This window comes from Burkholderia lata (assembly GCF_000012945.1).
GTDB lineage: Bacteria > Pseudomonadota > Gammaproteobacteria > Burkholderiales > Burkholderiaceae > Burkholderia > Burkholderia lata.
Genome location: NC_007510.1, coordinates 108,896 through 126,742, shown reverse-complemented (window position 1 = coordinate 126,742; position 17,847 = coordinate 108,896). Strand labels below are relative to the sequence as shown.

The window sequence follows — 17,847 nt, the reverse complement described above, 5'->3', positions numbered from 1 at the left end:
GTCGGGCTGCGCTTGCCGACGCGATGGCGGCCATATGACGCGCGCGATGGCTCCGTTATGATCGGACGCTCATATCGAACGAAACGAAGGAGGAGACCGATGAAGACACTCGCCACGCTCGCCGCCACCGCGCTGCTTTGCTGTGCCGCCGCGCACGCGCAGACCGGCGCGGGCGCCGCTGCCGCCGCACCGGGCGCCGGCTCGCGGCTCGACGACGTGCTCGCGCGCGGCACGCTGCGCGTGTGCACGACGGGCGACTACAAGCCGTATTCGTACTACCGCGCGGACGGCCGCTTCGAGGGCATCGACATCGACATGGCCGAATCGCTCGCGAAATCGCTCGGCGTGAAGACCGACTACGTGAAGACGAGCTGGCCGAACCTGACCGGCGATTTCGTCGCGAAATGCGACATCGCGGTGGGTGGCGTGTCGACGACGCTCGAGCGCCAGAAGCGCGTGTTCTTCACGCAGCCGTACGTGGTCGACGGCAAGACGCCGATCGTGCGCTGCGCGGACGCCGACAAATACCAGACCGTCGCGCAGATCGACCGGCCGGAAACGCGCGTGATCGTGAACCCGGGCGGCACCAACGAGCGTTTCGCGAAGCAGTACTTCACGCACGCGAACCTCACCGTCTATCCGGACAACGTAACGATCTTCAAGCAGATCCTCGCCGGCAAGGCGGACGTGATGGTGACGGATGCGTCCGAGACACTGCTGCAGCAAAAGCTGAATCCGGGCCTGTGCTCGGTGCATCCGGACAAGCCGTTCCAGTTCGGCGAGAAGGCGTACATGGTGCCGCGCGGCGATGTCGCGTTCCAGCAGTACGTCGATCAGTGGCTGCATCTCGCGCTGTCGACCGGCGAATACCAGGCGATTTCGGACAAATGGCTGAAGTAATCAGGCCCGCGCACGGCGGCCGATAGCGGGCACCGACCCCGCGGCCACCGCCGCAAAAGTCGCTGCGCGGCGGCGGCCGAAGTGCCGCCGTTACACTTCGACGCAGCGTGCCGGCGCCCGCAAAATCGGCCCGAAGCCACCGAATTGGCCGAACGGCCGACTTCCGCGCACACCAATCACGTTTCAAAATCTTTCTGACGAATGACTCGTCATGCGCGGTATCGGGCGAAAGGCGCATTTTCTCGCGTGCAAATCGGCAATTCGTCGAGCCTGATACGCATGAAAAACGCATCGCGCGCACGCGCTGAAAACGCTGCGGAAAATATGAGTAAAAATGACCTTTTTCAGGCCCTCAAAAACAGCAAAAAATCCCGGAAAGCCTTATCTGGCGGGCGTTACAACCTGAAACACTTTGTTACCGCGAGGGGTCATTAATTCGCCCACAATGGCCTCAACGGTTTCAACACGGATGCGGTCTCGTGTGCCAAGTGTGAGCGGACGCGAAGCGCTGCGAGCCAGTCGGTCACGTACCGAAGCCCTTCCGAGGGGCATCCCTGTTGGAGTCGTTTCCGGCCCCCCGCCGGACTCGGTTTCATCTTTGGTCTCCTCGCGCTAACCCCGTAGCGTGTGGTTTTTAGCGGGCTAATAAGCCCGCTTTTTTTCGTCCATCGAAAGCGCAACGGCCCGCAGGCCGCCGCGTTTTTTCCCGTCTGCATGCCGCACTACGCGGTCTTCTGCACGTCCAGTTTCAGCTCCTCGATCATCCGGTCACGCATCACGAACTTCTGCACCTTGCCCGTCACCGTCATCGGCAGCTCGTCGACGAAGCGGATGTAGCGCGGAATCTTGTAGTGCGCGATCTGCCCGTTGCAGAACGCACGCACGTCGTCCTCGGTCATCTGCTCGTCGGCGCGCAGCACGATCCATGCGCACAGCTCTTCGCCGTACTTCGTATCGGGCACGCCGAATACCTGCGCGCTCTGGATCTTCGGATGCCGAAACAGGAATTCCTCGATCTCGCGCGGATAGACGTTCTCGCCGCCGCGAATCACCATGTCCTTCAGCCGGCCGACGATATTGCAGTAGCCGTCCGCATCGAGCGTCGCGAGGTCGCCCGTATGCATCCAGCCGTCCACCAGCACCTCGCGCGTCTTCGTGTCGTCGTCCCAGTAGCCGAGCATCACCGAATAGCCCTTCGTGCACAGCTCGCCCGTCGCGCCGACCGGCACGATGCCGCCGCTCGGATCGACGACCTTCACTTCCAGATGCGGCTGAATGCGCCCGACCGTCGTCGTGCGCTTCTCGAGCGGATCGTCGGTGGAGCTCTGGAACGACACGGGGCTCGTCTCCGTCATCCCGTACGCGATCGTGATCTCCGACAGGTGCATCTGCGACACGACGCGCTTCATCGTCTCGATCGGGCACGGCGAGCCGGCCATGATCCCGGTGCGTAGCGTCGACAGGTCGAATTTCGCGAACTCGGGGTGATCGAGCTCGGCGATGAACATCGTCGGCACGCCATGCAGCGCGGTGCAGCGCTCGTCGGCCACCGCCGCGAGCGTCGCGACCGGGTCGAACGCTTCGCCCGGGAACACCATCGCCGCGCCCTTCGACACGCACGCGAGCACCGCGAGCACCATCCCGAAACAGTGATACAGCGGCACCGGGATGCACAGCGTGTCCTGCTCGGTGAACCGCATCGCCGTCGCGATCGAGCGCCCGTTGTTGACGACGTTGCGATGCGTGAGCGTTGCGCCCTTCGGGCTGCCGGTCGTGCCGCTCGTGAACTGGATGTTGATCGGCTCGGTGGCCGCGAGCGTCGCGCCGATCGCATCGAGCAACGCGGGGTCGACGGCCTGGCGGCCGCGCGCCATCACGTCCGCGAAGCGGAACATGCCGGCCGGCGCGACGTCGCCCATCGAGACGACCGTGCGCAGGCTCGGCACGCGCACCGCATGCAGGTCGCCCGGCGTCGCGGTTGCGAGCTCCGGCGCGATGGTCTGCAGCATCTCGACATACGCGGACGTCTTGAAGCGCTCGGCGGCGATCACGGCCTTGCAGCCGACCTTGTTCAGCGCGTATTCGAGCTCCGACAGCCGGTAGGCCGGATTGATGTTGACGAGCACCGCGCCGATCCGCGCGGTCGCGAACTGCGTGAGCAGCCATTCGCTGCGGTTCGGCGACCAGATGCCGACGCGATCGCCCTTCACGATGCCGAGCGAGGCCAGGCCGGACGCCAGCACATCGACCTCGTTCGCGAATTCGCGCCAGGTCCAGCGCACCTGCTGCTCGCGGAACACGACGGCCGGACGATCGGGAAAGCGGCCGGCCGTATCCAGCAGGAACCGGCCGATCGTCGCTTCGGACAGCGGTACGTCGGTCGTGCCGCGTACGTACGACAATCCGTTTTCGGGCGCGATTAGCGCCCCTACGCCAAGGTCTGCTGCCATGAATGTCTCCGTCCTTTTTGTCTGATCGGCCTGCACGCGCCTTCGGCGCCCGCCTCCGCCGCGCAATCGCGACGGACGGCCTCAACACGGATGATGACGCGCGCGGCTGACGATACTCTGACAGCAAATCGCGGCGGACGGATGAAATAGCACGACCGGACGGATTGATCCGGCCCGCAAAAAATCAGACGAACACGACGGGCGAAAAAAAAGCAGCCCGAAGGCTGCTTTCTTTCGCGGGATACGCGGCGCGGCTCAGTGCCGGCTGCGAATCTTCGCCAGACGCTGGATCGCCTCGAGCTGCGCCATCGCGGTCGCGAGCTCGGATTGCGCCTTCGCGAGGTCGAGATCCGACTTCGCGTTCTGCAGCGTTTCCTCGGCACGCTTGCGTGCTTCCTCGGCTTTCGCCGCGTCGAGGTCCTTGCCGCGGATCGCGGTATCGGCGAGCACCGTCACGGCACCCGGCTGCACTTCGAGAATGCCGCCCGCGACGAACACGAATTCGTCGTTGCCGCCCTCGACTTCGATGCGCACCGCACCCGGACGAATCCGCGTGATCAGCGGCGTGTGACCCGGCAGAATGCCCAGCTCACCCGTTTCGCCCGGCAGCGCGACGAATTTCGCCTCGCCCGAGAAGATCTGCTCTTCCGCGCTGACGACGTCTACTTTGATGGTTGCCATATGGACTCCTGTCGGCGAGAGCGAACGCCTTGCGGCGCCTGCCCTCGTCCCATGCACGGCGGATTGAGCGTGTTGCGGTCGGCGCGGCCAGCCTGACTATCGGTCAATGAAGACCGACAACCCGACCCGCACGCGCCGTGCGACTCACTCGAATCCTTACGAGATCTTCTTGGCCTTTTCGAAGGCTTCGTCGATCGTGCCGACCATGTAGAACGCCTGTTCCGGCAGGTGGTCGCACTCGCCGTCGACGATCATCTTGAAGCCGCGGATCGTTTCCTTCAGCGGCACGTACTTGCCCGGCGAGCCCGTGAACACTTCAGCAACGTGGAACGGCTGCGACAGGAAACGCTGGATCTTACGAGCGCGCGCGACCGACAGCTTGTCTTCCGGCGACAGTTCGTCCATACCCAGAATCGCGATGATGTCGCGCAGTTCCTTGTAGCGCTGCAGCGTCTGCTGAACACGACGGGTGATCGAGTAGTGCTCTTCACCGATCACGTTCGGGTCGATCTGGCGCGACGTCGAGTCGAGCGGGTCGACCGCCGGGTAGATACCCAGCGAAGCGATGTCACGCGACAGAACGACGGTTGCGTCCAGGTGGCCGAAGGTCGTAGCCGGCGACGGGTCGGTCAAGTCATCCGCAGGGACGTACACGGCCTGGACCGACGTAATCGAGCCCTTCTTGGTCGACGTGATGCGCTCTTGCAGCTTGCCCATTTCTTCAGCCAGCGTCGGCTGATAGCCCACTGCCGACGGCATACGGCCGAGCAGTGCCGACACTTCGGTACCGGCCAGCGTGAAACGGTAGATGTTGTCGACGAAGAACAGCACGTCGAGGCCTTCGTCACGGAAGTGCTCGGCCATCGTCAGGCCGGTCAGCGCGACGCGCAGACGGTTGCCCGGCGGCTCGTTCATCTGGCCGTACACCAGCGCGACCTTGTCGAGAACGTTCGAGTCCTTCATTTCGTGGTAGAAGTCGTTCCCTTCACGGGTACGCTCGCCCACGCCCGCGAACACGGAGTAACCGCCGTGTTCCTTCGCGATGTTGTTGATGAGCTCCATCATGTTGACGGTCTTGCCCACGCCAGCACCGCCGAACAGGCCAACCTTGCCGCCCTTTGCGAACGGGCAGATCAGGTCGATAACCTTGATACCCGTTTCGAGCAGTTCGGTCGACGGCGACAGTTCGTCGAACGCCGGAGCCTTCTGGTGGATCGAACGCGTCGTTTCGCTTTCGATCGGGCCAGCTTCGTCGATCGGACGGCCGAGGACGTCCATGATTCGGCCGAGGGTCGGCTTGCCGACCGGCACCGAGATCGGCTTGGCCGTGTTCTTCACGGTCAGGCCGCGGCGCAGGCCGTCGGATGCACCCAGACAGATGGTACGGACAACGCCGTCGCCCAGCTGCTGCTGGACTTCGAGCGTCAGTTCCGAGCCATCGAGAATGAGCGCGTCGTAGATCTTCGGCATGCTGTCGCGCGGGAATTCCACGTCGATAACGGCGCCGATGCACTGTACGATCTTGCCTTCTACCAAAGCAGCAGTACTCATCGCTTTTCCTTTAAATACCTGATTCTTTACTCGCGCAAAGGCGCAGTTGTCGTCCCGGGCGCGCGCTTAAACAGCGGCTGCGCCGCCGACGATCTCCGACAGTTCTTTCGTGATCGCGGCCTGACGGCTCTTGTTGTACACGAGCTGCAGTTCGCTGATCACCGTCTTCGCGTTGTCGGACGCGGCCTTCATCGCGACCATGCGCGCCGATTGCTCGGACGCCATGTTTTCCGCGACGGCCTGGTACACCAGCGCCTCGACGTAACGCACGAGCAGTTCGTCGACGACTGCCTGCGCGTCCGGCTCGTAGATGTAATCCCACGACGTGGCCGGCGTACCGTCATCGGCTTCGAAGTGTTCCGACGACAGCGGCAGCAACTGCTCGATCACGGCTTCCTGCTTCATCGTGTTGACGAAGCGCGTGTAAGCGATATAAACCGCCGACAGCTTGCCTTCCGAGTACAGATCGAGCTGCGTCTTCACGGCGCCGATCAGCTTGTCCAGATGCGGGGTGTCGCCGAGGTGCACGACCTGCGACAGCACCTTCGCGCCGAAGCGGTTCAGGAACCCGAGGCCCTTGCTACCGATCGCGGTGGCTTCGACCTTCTGGCCCTTCTCTTCCAGCTCCTTGAACTTCTGCACCGTCGCACGCAGCACGTTGGTGTTCAGACCACCGCACAGACCCTTGTCCGTCGTGACGAGGATGATGCCGGCCGTCTTCGCGCCTTCGTTCGCCACCATGAACGGGTGGCGGTACTCCGGGTTCGCGCGGCTCATGTGCGCAGCGATGGCACGGACCTTGTCCGCATACGGACGAGCGGCGCGCATGCGTTCCTGCGCGCGGCGCATCTTCGATGCGGCCACCATCTCCATCGCCTTCGTGATCTTGCGCGTGTTCTGCACGCTCTTGATCTTGCCGCGAATTTCCTTCATTCCAGCCATAGCTTGCTCCTTGACCGAAGCGGCGCGGGCGCATCAGCACCCGCGCGGCCTCAGTGTGTCACTCGCGGATCAATAGGCACCGGACTTCTTGAAGGATTCGATCGCCGAGCGCAGTGCGCCTTCGTCGTCCTTCGAGAGATCCTTGGTGTCTTCGATGCGCTTGATGAGGTCAGCGTTGCTGGTCTTCAGGCTTTCGCGCAGGCCCTTCTCGAACGACAGCACTTGCTTGACGTCGAGGTCGTCGAGGTAGCCGTTGTTCGCGGCGTACAGCGACACGGCCAGTTCCCACACCTGCAGCGGCTGGTACTGCGGCTGCTTCAGCAGTTCCGTCACGCGGCGGCCGCGCTCGAGCTGCTTGCGGGTCGCTTCGTCGAGGTCCGATGCGAACTGGGCGAATGCCGCCAGTTCACGGTACTGCGCGAGGTCGGTACGGATACCGCCCGACAGCTTCTTCACGACCTTCGTCTGAGCGGCGCCACCGACTCGCGACACCGACACGCCGGCGTTGATTGCCGGGCGGATGCCTGCGTTGAACAGGTCGGTTTCCAGGAAGATCTGGCCGTCGGTAATCGAGATCACGTTCGTCGGAACGAACGCGGTCACGTCGCCAGCCTGCGTTTCGATGACCGGCAGTGCCGTCAGCGAACCGCTCTTGCCCTTCACTTCGCCGTTCGTGAACTTCTCGACGTACTCTTCCGAGACGCGAGCAGCACGCTCGAGCAGACGCGAGTGGAGATAGAACACGTCACCCGGGTACGCTTCACGGCCCGGCGGGCGGCGCAGCAGCAGCGAGATCTGACGGTATGCCCAGGCTTGCTTGGTCAAGTCGTCATAAATGATCAGCGCGTCTTGGCCACGGTCGCGGAAGTATTCGCCCATCGTGCAGCCGGCGTACGGTGCGAGGTACTGCATCGCTGCCGAATCCGAAGCCGAAGCGGCGACGACGATCGTGTATTCCATCGCGCCCGTTTCTTCGAGCTTGCGAACCACGTTCATGATCGACGAAGCCTTCTGGCCGATCGCGACGTAGATACAGATCAGGTCCTTGCCCTTCTGGTTGATGATCGCGTCGAGCGCCACTGCGGTCTTGCCGCACTGACGGTCGCCGATGATCAGCTCACGCTGGCCACGGCCGATCGGCACCATTGCGTCGATCGACTTGATGCCCGTCTGCACCGGCTGCGACACCGACTTACGCCAGATCACGCCCGGGGCGATCTTTTCGATCGCATCGGTCAGCTTGGCGTTGACCGGGCCCTTGCCGTCGATCGGGTTGCCGAGCGCATCGACCACACGGCCGACGAGTTCCGGACCAACCGGGACTTCGAGAATGCGGCCCGTCGTCTTGACGATGTCGCCTTCCGAGATGTGTTCGTATTCGCCGAGAATCACCGCGCCGACCGAGTCGCGCTCGAGGTTCAGCGCGAGACCGAACGTGTTGCCCGGAAACTCGAGCATTTCGCCCTGCATCACGTCCGACAGGCCGTGGATACGCACGATACCGTCGGTCACGGAGATCACGGTGCCCTGGTTGCGAACGTCTGCGCTCGCTTCAAGGCCCTGGATCCGGCTCTTGATCAGCTCGCTGATCTCAGAGGGATTGAGTTGCATTATTCGCTCCTGATAGTCAATTCTGTTGCGTGCCGGCGTGGCGCTCAGGCGGTCAACGCTGCCTGCATCGATGCGAGGCGCGCGCGAACCGAGGTGTCGAGCACTTCGTCGCCGACCGTCACGCGCACGCCGCCGATCAGCGACGAATCGACTGCGACCGTCGGTTTCAGCTTGCGCTTGAACTTGCGTTCGAGGCCCGAGACGAGACTCTCGAGATCCGCGCCGTTCAGCGGGAACGCGCTCACGATCTCGGCGTCGGCTGCACCTTCACGTTCGTTCTTGAGCGCCTCGAACTGCTCTGCGATTTCCGGCAGCAGCGCGATGCGATGATTGTCGACCAGCATCTGCACGAAGTTCTTCGCTTCGGCGCCAGCTCCGAGCGGCGACTTCACCGCAGCAAGCAGCAACTCGGCTACTTGCGTGCGCGTCACCTTCGGGCTCGACGCGACCGACAGGACTTCCGGCAGACGCGCAACCTGGGCCAGCTCTTGCACGAGCGTGGACCAGGCGGCGATGTCACCGCCCTCGGCCACGCGGAACAGCGCTTCTGCGTAAGGGCGGGCGATGGTTGCAAGTTCGGCCATGATCAGAGCTCGGCTTTCAGTTGATTCAGCAGTTGGGCGTGGGCCGTTTGATCGACTTCGCGCTTCAGGATCTGCTCGGCGCCCTTCACGGCCAGCGTAGCGACTTCACCACGCAGCGCTTCGCGCGCCTTCACGATTTGCTGTTCTGCTTCCGCCTTCGCCTGGGCGATGATGCGGGCGGCTTCAGCCTGGGCGTTGGACTTGATTTCCTCGGCGACCGCCTGGGCACGCTTTTCAGCGTCGGCGATGCGCTGCTGGCCGTCATTGCGGGCCTGCGCGAGTTCCTGGTCCACGCGCTTGTGCGCTGCGTCGAGTTCTGCCTTGCCCTTCTCGGCGGCGGCGAGGCCGTCGGCGATCTTCTTCGAACGTTCGTCGAGGGCGTTGATCAACGGCGGCCACACGAATTTCATCGTGAACCACGCGAGGACCAGGAACACGACCATTTGCGCAAACAGAGTTGCGTTGAGATTCACGGTGTTTCCTTATCTGCTATTCCGGAAAAATGAAACGGTAAGGCGCTCATCGAGTTGCATTCGATCAGCGCCCCAAGTCTCCGTTCCGCCCTGCGCCGGCTTGCGCCGGACGCATGTTTCCGAGAAACCTTAGCCTGCGAGCTTCGACAGGAGCGGGTTCGCGAACGCGAACAGCATTGCAACACCCACGCCGATCAGGAATGCCGCGTCGATCAGACCAGCCAGCAGGAACATCTTCGTTTGCAGCGGGTTGATGAGTTCCGGCTGACGTGCGCAGGCTTCGATGTACTTACCACCCATCAGCGCGATACCGATACAGGCGCCGATTGCACCCAGGCCGATGATGATGCCGATACCGATGGCGGTCAGACCCTGGATGTTGGCGATGTAAGCTTGCATGATCACTCCTTTGTGAAAAGACTTGGAACTGAGATTTAAAAAACTAAAACGGAAACTCTTTCTTGCACGCCGCGCTTAGTGCTTGTCGTGCGCCTGGCCGAGATACACCAGCGTCAGCATCATGAAAATGAATGCCTGCAACAGAACAATCAGGATGTGGAAGATTGCCCAGACGCTGCCCGCGATCACGTGGCCAACGAAGCCGAGGAACGTTGCGTCGCCACCGAAGCTCCACATGCTGCCGAGCAGGGCGATCAACAGGAACAACAGCTCACCCGCGTACATGTTGCCGAACAGCCGCATACCGAGGGAGACGGTCTTCGCGAGATATTCGACGATGTTGAGCGCGAGGTTCGGGATCCACAGCAGCGGGTGGGCGCCAAACGGTGCCGACAGCAGCTCATGCACAAAGCCGCCCGCGCCCTTGATCTTGATGCTGTAGTAGATCATCAGGACGAACACGCCGAGCGCGATGCCGAGCGTGCCGTTCAGGTCGGCCGTCGGGACGATGCGATGGTGGGAAATCACGTCCGACAGACCGAGCAGGCCGATCACGCGGCCCGGCAGGTCGACCGGGAGGAAGTCGAGGGAGTTCATCAACGCGACCCACACGAACACGGTGAGCGCGAGCGGAGCGATGAAGGTACGATTGCCGTGAACGATGGCCTTCGATTGGTCTTCGACCATCTCGACGAGCATCTCGATTGCGCACTGGAAACGGCCCGGCACGCCCGACGTCGCCTTGCGGGCGGCCAGACGCAGCACGAGGATCGTCACGATGCCGCAAACGATCGACCAGAACAGCGTGTCGAGATTCCAGACGTGGATGTCGAAAATCGACGTCTGATGCGAGGTGGAGAAATTCTGCAAGTGGTGCGCAATGTACTCGGACGGATCCGGACCGCGCGTGCCTTCGCTAGCTGCCATATCGTTAATGCCACCCAAATTGTCGAAAATCGTTTTGCCAGTTCCGCAACACGCTATTGCGGGAACGGGCCGGTGCGGTTCGTTGTCGAAACCGCACGCTGCTTGTTCCTTACCGCCAGGCCAGCGCGATCCAGTACGTCTTCAGCACGACGAGGTATGTAACGAGGAACGGCACCCAGTGCACGCCGGACCAGCCGAACGCCACTGCAGTGAACATCCCGATCGTCAGAGCGAGCTTCAGGGCTTCGCCCATCACCCAGCTCATCACGGTGGCCGAGCCACCTGCCTTCAGTCGTGCCACGAATACCGCACTGGGCACCCAGCCGATCGCTCCGCCCAGAAACGCGGATTGCGCAGCGGCGCCCGGCGACTTTGAAAACAGCCACCACGCCAGCGTTGCAACCAGGGACAGAACCACTTGCGCGAATACCACCTTATAAGGGGTTACGCGCGAGGGCTTGCTCACGTCCGGGCCGAACAGCTTTTCGGCTTCTACCCGTGTGAGCGGAACGATATTGTTATCTTGCTGCTCGGCATCCCAGTCATCATCGAATTCGCGCCGCTCGCCGGCCGCTGAAGCGGTGCGTTGCGTGCGCTGATCATCGTGCCTGTCGTCCGGCGCCTGACCCGCCATCGCAATCTTCCGCAAAATCCTTGAACCCGGCCCCAAGCTTTCTGAAAGCTTTCAGGGGTGCCTAGCTAACAAATCCGGGCGATTGTAAGCGATAGTTGCAAGTGATTCAAGGCTTTAGACGCGACAAAAACCTGCGTAAAACGACGCCTCATCATGTGAAAAAACGCGTGATTCGACGACGTACGATGACAGTTGTAAGGTCGCTTTTTTGCACCGGTATTTCTTGCTCGAAAAAATCCGGCGACGGGGGAATGGCGAGGAAACGATGCCCGGCGCGGGCGCCGGCGGGGCGGCACGATCGCCACCCAGGATCCACGCTGTGACGCGGCTTCGGGCCCGAGCTCCGCACGACACCCCGAACAAACGAAACACTGTGGCCGCCCGGCCGCGACGGATGCGCGAAATCCGGACCGACGCTGACGCAGCGAATTATCCAATCAGTTGTCATGCCACCACAGTCGATCGACTGTGGATTGCCACACTTATCAACAGCCCCGCACCAGCGCGAATGCTGTGCACCCTCCTCGCCACTCGAATGGCACGCCTGTGCCACGCACAGCGGCATCGCTCAACCGTGAACGAGCAGCCATGCGCCGAGTGCCGCGCTGGCGAGCGCGAACGGAATCGAGACCAGGTGGAACGGCAGCCACATGCGCGGCTCCTTCGCGAGACGCACCGCGATCAGGTTCGCCAGCGAGCCGATCGCGAAGCCGAATCCGCCGACCGATACGCCGAACGCGAGCGCGCGCCAGTCATGCGTGAACTCCGACAACAGGATCGCGGCCGGCACGTTGCTGATGCCCTGCGACAGCACGGCACCGGCCGCAAAGATGCGCAGCGGCGAATCGAGGCGCGCATGCGCAATCGCGTCATGGATGGCGGGCAGCGCCGCCGCGCTGCGCAGCACGACGAACATCAGCACGAAGATCAGCAGCAGCAGCCAGTCGATCTTCAGGACTGCGTCGCGTTTTACGACGAGCAGCACGATCGCGACGGCGACCAGGCCCGGCAGCGGATGATGCGCATCGGCGAGCAGCACGAATGCCGCGAACAGCACCGCCGCGATCAGCGCGTGCACGCGTTGTACGGGAATGGCGACGACGTCGCCGGACAGGTCGAGCGGCTTCGCGCGAAACGCGCACGCGGTCAGCACGAACAGCAGCGCCATCAGCGCGATCGCGAGCGGCCCGAGCGTGACCACGAAGTGGCCGAACGACACGCCACTCAATTGCCACAGGAATAGATTCTGGGGATTGCCGAGCGGCGTCGCGACGGACCCCGCGTTGACCGCCAGCGCGACGACGATCACGAGCCGCCGGAACGGCAGCGGCGTCAGCGCACGCAGCGACACCATCAACGGCACGACGACGAACAGCGCGACGTCGTTGGTGAGCCACATCGACAACACCGCGGCGAACCCGACGAGCAGCATCGCGAGCCCGCGTTCGGAATGCACGTGATGCACGATGCGGTGCGCGAGCCACATCAGACAGCCGGACAACTCGAGCGCCTTGGTCAGCATCAAGAGGCCCGCGAGCGTCGCGACCGTCTGCCAGTCGACGCGATCGGCCAATACGGAAAATGGTTGCGGACGCACCCATTGCAGCAGGATCAGGCCCAGCGCGAGCACCGATAGCACGGGCTCCTGCGCAAGCCATCCGAGCCACCGGCGCGGCGCCGGTGCGCCCGTCTCCTCCATCGGCTGCCCGTTACTCTTCGGTTGCGACGTTGCCGCGCAGTCGCACGAGAATGCCCTCGAGCGCGTCGAGGTTGCCGAAGTCGATCGTCACCTGCCCTCGCCCGCGGCGGCCGAGCTTGATCTTCACCGTCGACGCGAGCAGGTCGGACAACTCCTCCTCGAGACGGCGCGTATCGCGGCCGCCGTCGTCCTTCGCGCGCGCCTTCACGGCCGGCACTTCCTTCGTCGTGTGCGTGACGAGCTTCTCGGTCTCGCGCACCGACATGCGCTTGTTGACGACCTGATGGGCGAGCGTGATCTGCGTGGCCGCATCGACGGCGAGCAGCGCACGCGCATGGCCCATGTCGAGATCGCCAGCCAGCAGCATCGTCTGCACCGGCGAAGCCAGGTTCAGCAGACGCAGCAGGTTCGACACCGCGCTGCGCGAACGGCCGACCGATTCGGCCGCCTGTTCGTGCGTGAAACCGAACTCGTCGAGCAGGCGCTGGATACCATGCGCCTCTTCAAGCGGGTTCAGGTCCTCGCGCTGAATGTTCTCGATCAGCGCCATCGCCGCGGCGGCCTGATCCGATACATCCTTCACGAGCACCGGCACTTCATCGAGGCCCGCCAGGCGCGCCGCGCGGAAACGGCGCTCGCCGGCGATGATCTCGTATTTGTCTGATGAAATAGGCCGTACCAGGATCGGCTGCATCACGCCCTGTGCGCGAATGCTTGCCGCGAGCTCCTGCAGGCTGCCTTCGTCCATCCGTGTCCGCGGCTGGTACTTGCCGGCCTGCAGCTTGCCAAGCGCGAGCGTGTTCGGTGCCCCTTCGATCTTCACCGCTTCGGTGATATCGGCACTGCCGCCGAGCAGCGCTTCGAGGCCACGTCCCAAGCCCTTCTTCTTTGGTACCGCGTTCATGTCTTTCTTCCTCGCTTCGCTCATGTCCGGATCACGACACCTCGAACGCGCGAACGCGGTCGATCATCTCGGCGCCGAACTGGAGATACGCTTGCGCACCGCGCGAGCTGCGGTCGAACACGACGCCCGGCAGCCCGTAACTCGGCGCTTCCGCCAGGCGCACGTTACGCGGAATCACCGCGTCGAACACCTTGTCGCCGAAGTGCGCTTTCAGTTGATCGGAGACTTGCTGCTGCAGCGTGATGCGCGGATCGAACATCACGCGCAGCAAGCCGATGATCTTCAGGTCACGGTTCATGTTCGCGTGAACCTGCTTGATCGTGTTGACGAGGTCCGACAATCCTTCCAGTGCGAAGTACTCGCACTGCATCGGAATCACGACGCCGTGCGCCGCGCACAGCCCGTTCAGCGTCAGCAGCGACAGCGTCGGCGGGCAATCGATCAGCACGAAATCGTAGTCGTCGGTCACGCGCTCGAGCGCAGCCTTCAGCCGGCGCTCGCGGTTGTCGATGCTGATCAGTTCGATCTCGGCACCGGACAGCTCGCGGTTCGCAGGCAGCACGTCGTAGGTGACGCCGTCCGGGCGGATGCGCGCGTCGGTCACCGACACGCCGTCGACCAGCACTTCGTACACGGTCGCTTCGCAAGCAGCCTTGTCGATCCCGCTGCCCATCGTCGCGTTACCCTGCGGGTCGAGATCGATCAGCAGGACTCGTTGCTCCTGCGCTGCAAGGCTTGCGGCGAGATTGACCGATGTCGTCGTCTTGCCGACGCCCCCCTTCTGGTTCGCAACGCAGAAGATCTTTGCCATCGTTGGTGTGTTCCCTTTACCTTCAAACAAACGGCGCGCTACTGCGCGCCTGCCCTTCAATTCGCCTCGTCGACGGCCACTTCGATCAGATGCCGTTCGGCATCGAGCATCGGTACCGCCAGCCGTATCGTCTGCTTCACGCGGCTGCCTTCCGGCAATCGCGCAATCTCGTCGTCCGGGTGGACGCCCTTCATCGCCCAGATCGATCCGCCCGGCGCGACCAGATGTCGAGCAAGTTTAACGAAGTCGGACAGATCCGCGAAAGCGCGGGATACGATCATGTCGAATTTTTCCGGCACTTCGACACCCGGCTGCAGCGATTCGACCCGCCCGGTGACCACCGACAGGTTCGCGAGCTTCAGCTCCGCGCGCATCTGAGTCTGGAATGCAGACTTCTTCTGCACGATATCGTTCAGCGTGATTTGCCAGTCCGGCTCGACGATCGCCAGCACGATACCAGGCAATCCGCCGCCCGAGCCGACGTCGAGCACGCGGGCCGATGCACGGCCACGCAGATGCGAGACGATGGAGAGCGAATCGAGGATGTGCTGGATCAGCATCTGCTTCGGGTCGCGGATCGCGGTCAGGTTGTAGACCGCGTTCCACTTGCCGAGCAGCGCGACATAGTCGAGCAGCTGGTTGTGTTGTGCATCCGTCAATGCGAGGTCGAGCGCCGTCGTGCCTTCGACGAGCATCTGTTCCAGACCATCCCGATTAACCGCCGGCGCGCGACGCGCCGTCATTGTTGCGTCGGGACGGCGCCGTCCCCCTGCTCCGTTGCCGCTTCGGCAGTGCCATTACGGCGGCCCAGGCCGCGGCGCTTCAGGTGCACCATCAGCAGCGAGATCGCGGCCGGCGTGACACCCGAGATACGCGATGCCTGCCCGATCGTTTCCGGCCGGAACTCGTTGAGCTTCTGGCTCACCTCGAACGACAGACCGCGGACTTCGCGGTAATCGATACCGTCCGGCAGGCGCGTGTTCTCGTTCGCATCGTTGCGTTCGATCTCGGAGGCCTGACGCTCGATATAGCCCTGGTACTTGATGCCGATCTCGACCTGCTCCTTGATCTGCTCGAGCAGCACCGGATCGTCGGCCAGCGGCTCTGCAGGGCCGCATTCGCCGCCCTTCAGCCCGCACACACCGTCGTAGCTGATACCCGGACGGCGCAGCAGCTCGGCGAGGCTGTATTCGTGATCGATCGCCTTGCCGAGGAGCGCGGTCGCCTCTTCCGGCGGCAACGTCTTCGGCGTGACCCACGTCGACTTCAGGCGTTCGGTTTCACGTGAAACAGCGTCGCGTTTCCGGCTGAATGCATCCCAGCGCGTGTCGTCGACGAGCCCCAGTTCGCGGCCGATTTCGGTCAGGCGCATGTCGGCATTGTCTTCACGCAGGCTGAGACGATACTCGGCGCGGCTCGTGAACATCCGGTACGGCTCGGCCACACCACGCGTCACGAGATCGTCGACCAGCACGCCAAGGTAGGCCTGGTCACGGCGCGGGCACCATGCGTCCTTCTCCTGCACATAGCGGCCCGCATTGAGGCCGGCCAGCAGACCCTGCGCGGCCGCTTCTTCATAGCCGGTCGTACCGTTGATCTGGCCCGCAAAGAACAGCCCGTTGATCGCCTTCGTCTCGAGCGACGCCTTCAGCGCGCGCGGGTCGAAGTAGTCGTACTCGATCGCGTAGCCGGGGCGCAGGATATGCGCGTTCTCGAGGCCACGCATCGAATGCACGAGCTCGAGCTGGACGTCGAACGGCAGGCTCGTCGAGATCCCGTTCGGGTAGAACTCGTTGGTCGTCAGCCCTTCCGGCTCCAGGAAGATCTGGTGCGATTCCTTCGATGCGAACCGGTGGATCTTGTCCTCGATCGACGGGCAATAGCGCGGCCCGACGCCTTCGATCACGCCTGTATACATAGGCGAACGGTCGAGACCGCCACGAATGATGTCGTGCGTGCGCTCGTTCGTATGCGTCACCCAGCACGGCAGCTGCTGCGGATGCTGCTCCGCGCGGCCCAGGAACGAGAAGACGGGGACCGGATCGAGATCGCCCGGCTGTTCGGTCAGCTGCGAGAAATCGATCGAGCGGCCATCGATACGCGGCGGCGTACCGGTCTTCAGGCGGCCCTGCGGCAGCTTCAGTTCCTTCAGGCGCGACGACAGCGACACGGCCGCCGGATCGCCCGCGCGACCGCCCGTGTAGTTGTTCAGGCCGACGTGGATCTTGCCGTCGAGGAACGTACCGGCGGTCAGCACGACCGCACGGGCGCGGAAACGGATGCCGATCTGCGTGACGGCGCCCACCACGCGGTCGCCTTCGACCATCAGGTCGTCGACGGCCTGCTGGAACAGCCAGAGATTCGGCTGATTCTCGAGCCGATGGCGGATCGCGGCCTTGTACAGAATGCGATCGGCCTGCGCACGCGTCGCGCGCACGGCCGGGCCCTTCGACGAATTGAGGATCCGGAACTGAATACCGCTCTCGTCCGTCGCGGCCGCCATTGCGCCGCCCAGCGCATCGACTTCCTTGACCAGATGGCCCTTGCCAATGCCGCCGATCGACGGATTGCAGCTCATCTGCCCAAGCGTTTCAATGTTGTGGGTCAGCAGCAGTGTCTTTGCGCCCATGCGGGCGGACGCCAGCGCGGCTTCGGTGCCGGCGTGGCCGCCACCGACGACGATGACGTCAAATTCTGTGGGAAAAAGCATGGTGGATTCCGTCCGCAGGACTGCGCACGAACCTATCTGAGAAATGTATGGGCCGAATTATAGCGGGTTCGCTTTTCACCCGAATGCCGTCCGAATGGTAGGGTCTGTGCATTTCGACGATTTTTCGGCCAGAACCCGATGAATCTGTGGCTCGGAGGCCACTGCTGCGAAGCCCCCGGCCCGCCCGCCGCACATCGTTGCACCTGTGCAGAGATCCACTTGTCGGGAAATTTCACGTGGAACATACAACCCGTTCGAGGCCTGTGCCCCACCCAAGACCCCGGACGAAACACTCTGTGCAACCACACCCGCCCTCTTCCTCACAGAATTTCCGCCGGTTCGCTAGATACTTATCCCCAGCGTCGCGGCACATCGTCGGCCGGTGGAACAAGCGGCAACCTCCAGCGAGAGACATACCGGATCACCTGTGCCGCGAACACCTCACCCACCGCTAACGCACAGCGCTTTTGATTGTTCCTCCGGCACTTATCCCCTGGTTGCTAACTGTGGATGTATCGGCATCACCTCTCGCCCCAAAAACAAAAGCGGCGTGTTTCACGTGAAACACGCC

At 63.1% G+C, this 17,847-nt stretch carries 17 protein-coding genes; 2 read left to right on the top strand and 15 right to left on the bottom strand.

Translation table 11 applies throughout. The features are described from left to right. Positions 1-99 precede the first annotated feature (99 nt). Both BCEP18194_RS06505 and BCEP18194_RS41600 read left to right on the top strand, forming a co-directional pair. Positions 100-900 (top strand): transporter substrate-binding domain-containing protein, encoded by an 801-nt coding sequence (locus tag BCEP18194_RS06505; RefSeq protein ID WP_011350529.1) that lies wholly within the window; start codon positions 100-102, stop codon positions 898-900. Positions 901-1,179: 279 nt separating this feature from the next. Next, complete coding sequence (locus BCEP18194_RS41600; protein WP_167316014.1) at positions 1,180-1,335, top strand: hypothetical protein; 156 nt, start codon at positions 1,180-1,182, stop codon at positions 1,333-1,335. Between the two features lie 287 nt (positions 1,336-1,622). Here the strand turns inward: BCEP18194_RS41600 and BCEP18194_RS06500 are convergent, their stop codons facing one another. The 15 genes from BCEP18194_RS06500 to mnmG all read right to left on the bottom strand — a co-directional run bounded on the left by BCEP18194_RS06500 (position 1,623) and on the right by mnmG (position 17,276). Continuing rightward, positions 1,623-3,350 (bottom strand): AMP-binding protein, encoded by a 1,728-nt coding sequence (locus BCEP18194_RS06500; RefSeq protein WP_011350528.1) that lies wholly within the window; start codon positions 3,348-3,350, stop codon positions 1,623-1,625. Between the two features lie 255 nt (positions 3,351-3,605). After that, on the bottom strand, positions 3,606-4,031 hold the full coding sequence (locus BCEP18194_RS06495; RefSeq protein ID WP_006477288.1) for a F0F1 ATP synthase subunit epsilon: 426 nt from the start codon (positions 4,029-4,031) through the stop codon (positions 3,606-3,608). Positions 4,032-4,187: 156 nt separating this feature from the next. After that, positions 4,188-5,582 carry a F0F1 ATP synthase subunit beta gene (gene atpD, locus BCEP18194_RS06490; protein ID WP_011350527.1) on the bottom strand — a complete coding sequence of 465 codons (1,395 nt, stop codon included), beginning with the start codon at positions 5,580-5,582 and terminating at the stop codon, positions 4,188-4,190. A gap of 66 nt (positions 5,583-5,648) precedes the next feature. After that, positions 5,649-6,524, bottom strand: coding sequence for a F0F1 ATP synthase subunit gamma (gene atpG / locus BCEP18194_RS06485; protein ID WP_011350526.1), 876 nt, complete (start codon positions 6,522-6,524; stop codon positions 5,649-5,651). A 69-nt stretch (positions 6,525-6,593) separates the two neighbouring features. Then, entirely contained in the window at positions 6,594-8,135 is a 1,542-nt protein-coding gene (gene atpA / locus BCEP18194_RS06480; RefSeq protein ID WP_011350525.1) for a F0F1 ATP synthase subunit alpha, read from the bottom strand. 44 nt (positions 8,136-8,179) lie between these two features. Continuing rightward, positions 8,180-8,719 (bottom strand): F0F1 ATP synthase subunit delta, encoded by a 540-nt coding sequence (locus tag BCEP18194_RS06475; RefSeq protein ID WP_011350524.1) that lies wholly within the window; start codon positions 8,717-8,719, stop codon positions 8,180-8,182. Between the two features lie 2 nt (positions 8,720-8,721). Continuing rightward, positions 8,722-9,192: a F0F1 ATP synthase subunit B gene (locus tag BCEP18194_RS06470; protein WP_011350523.1), complete on the bottom strand. Its 471-nt coding sequence runs from the start codon at positions 9,190-9,192 to the stop codon at positions 8,722-8,724. 129 nt (positions 9,193-9,321) lie between these two features. Continuing rightward, positions 9,322-9,591: a F0F1 ATP synthase subunit C gene (gene atpE / locus BCEP18194_RS06465; protein WP_006482730.1), complete on the bottom strand. Its 270-nt coding sequence runs from the start codon at positions 9,589-9,591 to the stop codon at positions 9,322-9,324. A gap of 75 nt (positions 9,592-9,666) precedes the next feature. Then, the gene (gene atpB, locus BCEP18194_RS06460) at positions 9,667-10,518 is read right to left on the bottom strand and encodes a F0F1 ATP synthase subunit A (protein WP_011350522.1); all 852 of its coding nucleotides are present in this window, start codon (positions 10,516-10,518) and stop codon (positions 9,667-9,669) included. Between the two features lie 109 nt (positions 10,519-10,627). Beyond that, positions 10,628-11,152, bottom strand: a complete 525-nt coding sequence (locus BCEP18194_RS06455; RefSeq protein ID WP_011350521.1) for an ATP synthase subunit I — start codon at positions 11,150-11,152, stop codon at positions 10,628-10,630. A 568-nt stretch (positions 11,153-11,720) separates the two neighbouring features. Beyond that, positions 11,721-12,851, bottom strand: coding sequence for an SLC13 family permease (locus BCEP18194_RS06450; RefSeq protein WP_011350519.1), 1,131 nt, complete (start codon positions 12,849-12,851; stop codon positions 11,721-11,723). A 10-nt stretch (positions 12,852-12,861) separates the two neighbouring features. Beyond that, the gene (locus BCEP18194_RS06445) at positions 12,862-13,755 is read right to left on the bottom strand and encodes a ParB/RepB/Spo0J family partition protein (RefSeq protein WP_041492996.1); all 894 of its coding nucleotides are present in this window, start codon (positions 13,753-13,755) and stop codon (positions 12,862-12,864) included. 31 nt (positions 13,756-13,786) lie between these two features. Beyond that, the gene (locus BCEP18194_RS06440; RefSeq protein ID WP_011350517.1) at positions 13,787-14,566 is read right to left on the bottom strand and encodes a ParA family protein; all 780 of its coding nucleotides are present in this window, start codon (positions 14,564-14,566) and stop codon (positions 13,787-13,789) included. A gap of 56 nt (positions 14,567-14,622) precedes the next feature. Further along, the gene (rsmG, locus tag BCEP18194_RS06435) at positions 14,623-15,309 is read right to left on the bottom strand and encodes a 16S rRNA (guanine(527)-N(7))-methyltransferase RsmG (protein WP_011350516.1); all 687 of its coding nucleotides are present in this window, start codon (positions 15,307-15,309) and stop codon (positions 14,623-14,625) included. Continuing rightward, positions 15,306-17,276: a tRNA uridine-5-carboxymethylaminomethyl(34) synthesis enzyme MnmG gene (gene mnmG / locus BCEP18194_RS06430; RefSeq protein WP_011350515.1), complete on the bottom strand. Its 1,971-nt coding sequence runs from the start codon at positions 17,274-17,276 to the stop codon at positions 15,306-15,308. The genes rsmG and mnmG overlap by 4 nt, the downstream gene beginning before the upstream one ends. Between the last annotated feature and the right edge of the window lie 571 nt (positions 17,277-17,847).

Coding starts and splice junctions, on each gene's coding strand:
- BCEP18194_RS06475 (WP_011350524.1), bottom strand. CDS start 8,719: ATGGCCGAACTTGCAACCATCGCCCGCCCTTACGCAGAAGCGCTGTTC.
- BCEP18194_RS06495 (WP_006477288.1), bottom strand. CDS start 4,031: ATGGCAACCATCAAAGTAGACGTCGTCAGCGCGGAAGAGCAGATCTTC.
- BCEP18194_RS06445 (WP_041492996.1), bottom strand. CDS start 13,755: ATGAACGCGGTACCAAAGAAGAAGGGCTTGGGACGTGGCCTCGAAGCG.
- BCEP18194_RS06500 (WP_011350528.1), bottom strand. CDS start 3,350: ATGGCAGCAGACCTTGGCGTAGGGGCGCTAATCGCGCCCGAAAACGGA.
- atpD (WP_011350527.1), bottom strand. CDS start 5,582: ATGAGTACTGCTGCTTTGGTAGAAGGCAAGATCGTACAGTGCATCGGC.
- atpE (WP_006482730.1), bottom strand. CDS start 9,591: ATGCAAGCTTACATCGCCAACATCCAGGGTCTGACCGCCATCGGTATC.
- BCEP18194_RS41600 (WP_167316014.1), top strand. CDS start 1,180: ATGAAAAACGCATCGCGCGCACGCGCTGAAAACGCTGCGGAAAATATG.
- BCEP18194_RS06505 (WP_011350529.1), top strand. CDS start 100: ATGAAGACACTCGCCACGCTCGCCGCCACCGCGCTGCTTTGCTGTGCC.
- mnmG (WP_011350515.1), bottom strand. CDS start 17,276: ATGCTTTTTCCCACAGAATTTGACGTCATCGTCGTCGGTGGCGGCCAC.
- rsmG (WP_011350516.1), bottom strand. CDS start 15,309: ATGACGGCGCGTCGCGCGCCGGCGGTTAATCGGGATGGTCTGGAACAG.
- BCEP18194_RS06455 (WP_011350521.1), bottom strand. CDS start 11,152: ATGGCGGGTCAGGCGCCGGACGACAGGCACGATGATCAGCGCACGCAA.
- atpB (WP_011350522.1), bottom strand. CDS start 10,518: ATGGCAGCTAGCGAAGGCACGCGCGGTCCGGATCCGTCCGAGTACATT.
- atpG (WP_011350526.1), bottom strand. CDS start 6,524: ATGGCTGGAATGAAGGAAATTCGCGGCAAGATCAAGAGCGTGCAGAAC.
- BCEP18194_RS06440 (WP_011350517.1), bottom strand. CDS start 14,566: ATGGCAAAGATCTTCTGCGTTGCGAACCAGAAGGGGGGCGTCGGCAAG.
- atpA (WP_011350525.1), bottom strand. CDS start 8,135: ATGCAACTCAATCCCTCTGAGATCAGCGAGCTGATCAAGAGCCGGATC.
- BCEP18194_RS06450 (WP_011350519.1), bottom strand. CDS start 12,851: ATGGAGGAGACGGGCGCACCGGCGCCGCGCCGGTGGCTCGGATGGCTT.